General features: G+C 28.4%; 4 protein-coding genes. 1 reads left to right on the plus strand and 3 read right to left on the minus strand.

Annotated elements, in window-relative coordinates:
- The 3 genes from ACI3VO_RS04360 to ACI3VO_RS04370 form a co-directional block, all read right to left on the minus strand.
- The coding region (locus tag ACI3VO_RS04360; protein ID WP_439756750.1) for an HAD family hydrolase at positions 1-784 on the minus strand (784 nt) is incomplete at its 3' end.
- A gap of 115 nt (positions 785-899) precedes the next feature.
- Positions 900-1,850: an ADP-ribosylglycohydrolase family protein gene (locus ACI3VO_RS04365; protein WP_439756751.1), complete on the minus strand. Its 951-nt coding sequence runs from the start codon at positions 1,848-1,850 to the stop codon at positions 900-902.
- A gap of 499 nt (positions 1,851-2,349) precedes the next feature.
- Entirely contained in the window at positions 2,350-2,997 is a 648-nt protein-coding gene (locus tag ACI3VO_RS04370) for an SGNH/GDSL hydrolase family protein (protein WP_439756752.1), read from the minus strand.
- Positions 2,998-3,312: 315 nt separating this feature from the next.
- Here ACI3VO_RS04370 and ACI3VO_RS04375 point away from each other — a divergent pair.
- The coding region (locus ACI3VO_RS04375) for a response regulator (protein WP_439756753.1) at positions 3,313-3,873 on the plus strand (561 nt) is incomplete at its 3' end.

A 3,873-nucleotide genomic window follows, 5' to 3' on the forward strand; every position in this document is an offset into this window, starting at 1 on the left:
AGCTCTTTATAACCTCCATAACTCCATTTTCGTCATTTGACTTAGCATGGTAGTTGCTGATTTCCTTTAATTTAGGATGTGCATTTTCCATAGCATAGCTGTATTTACAGCTTTGAAGCATTTCATAATCATTTAAATAATCTCCAAAAGCCATCGTTTCATCGTAAGTTATCCCATAATATTCCTGTATTTTCTTAATAGCTTCTCCTTTATTTACTCCTGGATTCATAAAGTCCATCCAAAATTCACTAGATACACAGATTAAAAAATCATCCTCTACCTCATCAAATTCATGAGATAGATATTTTTCAGAGTTTTCATCGTGGAATAATGCTATCTTACAAATTCTATCTCTACCCTCTCTGACAACATCTAACACATCATCTAATACTTCTATTCTATCGTAATACATAGCCACATTTTTTTGAAAAAATTCGCCTGTATTTTCAGTATAAGCTCCCTTTTCACCAGATAATACTATTGATGTTCCCTTTATTTTTCTAGCTATTTCAATTGGTTTAAATAACTTTTCTTTATCTATTTCATCGAAATATATCATTTTATCGTTATCTAAAACCATGCTTCCATTTTCACTTATATAAATTAAATCTTGATCAAATCTCTTAAATATCTCAGCTAAGTTATAGTATTGTCTACCACTTGCCACTATAAATTTAACATTTTTCTCGTTTAATTTTCTTAAAACATAATCCATATCTTTAGGAAAATTTTTTTGACTGTCTAAAAGTGTTCCATCCATGTCACTTGCTACTATTTTAACCATATTTTTCTCCTTAATATTTCAATTATAACCATATATTTCTAAAAATAACCTATATGTATTTTAACATACTCTAAAAAATAAAAAAATTTTTGCACAAAAAAATCTAGATAAAAATCTAGATTTCTTCAAAATTTATTTTATCTATTAAATTTAATATATCTTCTTTTGCTCTCAATAATTCATACCATCTAGTAGGTATTCCCTCAAATCCATAAATAATTCCTGCTAATCCACCTACAACAGCTGCTGTTGTGTCGGTGTCATTTCCATATGCGATTGCCTTTTTTATAGCTTCTTCGTACGAGCTACTTTCTCTGATAACCTTAAATGCAGTCTTTAAGCAGTCGATTACATATCCAGTACCTCTTTCAACTATATTTCCATCTGGCAAAATATTATTTTCAAATTCATTTAGATAATCTTCTTTATATTTATATATATTTCTAAGAGATTTAACAGCATCATTATATGCTTCTTCAAATTCCATACCTTCAAGCATATATTTTGCTATTAAATTGTAAAAAGCACAGCATACATGATTACAAATATGACCATGTGTAATCATAGCCTGCTCATGAGAATCAATAACTAATTTTACATCGCCTTCATTTTCAAGAAGTGCTAGAGCCAATGTTCTCATCAAAGCTCCATTTCCTTTGCCTTCTGGCTCACATAGACCAGATTTCCTTGGACTTGTCCCCCTTGCATAATCTGCTAAGGCTCTTAAAGTTTGTATTCCTACATCAAAAATATTTCCATCGACAGCCCATAATCCATCAGACAGCCACGCCAAAAATTTCTTAGCTACATCATCTATATCAAATCCATCACATTCTATGTAGCTATCCATAATACATAAAAATTGAGCACCATCATCTGAATATGTACCAAAAGGCACATCACCATAAGTCTTTCTAAAATCGTTTGGTGTAATTATATCAATTTTATCTAACTCTGGAATCCTCTCCTTTGGAGTAAATTCATATGGTACCCCCACAGCATCACCTATAATCAATCCCCAAATTCCACCTAAAACCTTATTTCTTGGATACGACACTTTATTCATAAATCATGCCCCCTTTAAAATAAACTTTGTTAATATTATATCTTATATTATAAATTAAAAACCTGTTATTTTCACTTTTTTTTGCTCGAAATATAGGAAATTCATCTTAAAATCTAAATATTTTCAAAAAAAATAGTTGGCGCTATTTTCACCAACTAAACACATCTAAACCAGACCTTGTAAGTTTACGCAATCTGATCAAAATTTTTAATCAATATTTGAGATTGAAATGTATATTGAAAATATTAAGGAAGATAATCTTAATATATTAATTCTATACACCTTTTCAAATCCCTTCAATATTTCAAATTTTTTTTGATTTTTTATTTTACAATTTTCCTTATATTTTATATCATTCATATATATTTATATTTTTATTTTAAAATAAATTTTATAAATCTATTTTCAAAAAAATAAAGAAAGAAGATAGTACCGCTCCCTATCAACTTTCTTTTTTAAAAGTTAAAACATATTAAAATATACTCACTTTATATAAAAATTATTCCATAATTTCTTTTATTTTATCCTTAAAAGCATAAGCTAAAATTCTATGACCTTCTTGATCTAAATGTAGAGAATCCTTGTCACTTGGATTTACATAAAATCCTGCATCCATAAAATAAGCTCCATGATCCTTTGCTACTTGCTCGTAGTATTTAGCGAATTGTAAGCTCTTTTCTCTAGCTATATTTCCTCCAAATGAATCTGAAAAAGGTGATTTTTCTATATTTTTCCCTATATGAATTGGAGATACTAATAAAACTTTACATGGCTTATTGTCTTCACTTTTTTCTTTGCTGATGTCGATTGCCATATCTACTATTTTTCCTGCACCATCTGCTATGTCAGCAGCAGGCATATTAAATCTCTTCTTTAAATCATTACTTCCTAGCATTATAACTACTAAATCTACAGGATAGTTGCTCTTTAAAGCGACATCGAAGTATTGTTCTCCATTTCTATTTTCTCCCATTGGATCATCTAGTATAGTAGTTCTGCCATTTAAGCCTTCTTCTATTATTTTGTAATTTCTACCTAGCATGGATTGTAATCTTCCTGTCCATCTTTCATTTGTATTAAATCTTTGTCCATTAAGAGGATTATATCCATAAGTATTTGAATCACCATAACATAAAACATTAATCATTTTACATACTCCTCCTCAATTATTTTTTAGTATTAATTATTAAAATGTAATATTTAAAACATATTTCATACTTTTATTTTTATTTATCTGAAAATTTAAACTATTTAAATTATCATAAGTATGAAATTCTGTACCCATATATAATAATACCACTATAAAAATAAAAAATAAATATGTTTTAGAGGCATTTATAAATGGTTACATTTTATTTACAATAAAAACATTTTCATGATATAAGTTTAAAATAAGTATATAATTTATAAAAAGTGTTGCCGATGGAATAGATGCTTATTATAAATAAGAAAGGGTGTTTTTATGCATAAGATTTTAATTATAGAAGACGATGAAATTATAGCAAAATCAATCGAAAAGGAAATCTCAAACTGGGGATTTACAGCTAAAAGGATCACTGATTTTCAAGATATTATACCTCAATTTGTGGAATTTAACCCGCAATTAGTGCTTTTAGATATTACACTTCCGTTTTTTAATGGATATCACTGGTGTACCGAAATCAGAAAATTATCTAAGGTACCGATAGTATTTATATCTTCTGCATCTGATAATATGAATATCGTAATGGCGATGAATATGGGCGGAGATGATTTTATAGCTAAGCCTTTTGATCTTCACGTTTTAATCGCTAAAATTCAGGCTATACTAAGACGTACCTATGATTTTTCGACTCAATCTAATTTATTAGAACACAACGGAGCTATTTTAAATATAAACGACAATTCAATCTCGTACAAAGGTGAAAAAGCTGAATTAACTAAAAACGAATATAAGATACTTCAAACTCTTTTAGAAAACAAAGGAAAAACTGTGAGCAGAGATAATTTGATGATAAAGCTATGGGAAACTGATAATTATGTT

Source organism: Intestinibacter sp. (genome assembly GCF_051866655.1).
Taxonomy (GTDB): domain Bacteria; phylum Bacillota; class Clostridia; order Peptostreptococcales; family Peptostreptococcaceae; genus Intestinibacter.

Excerpts from the sequence above, each read along its gene's own strand:
- ACI3VO_RS04365 (WP_439756751.1), bottom strand. The coding sequence starts at position 1,850 with ATGAATAAAGTGTCGTATCCAAGAAATAAGGTTTTAGGTGGAATTTGG.
- ACI3VO_RS04370 (WP_439756752.1), bottom strand. The coding sequence starts at position 2,997 with ATGATTAATGTTTTATGTTATGGTGATTCAAATACTTATGGATATAAT.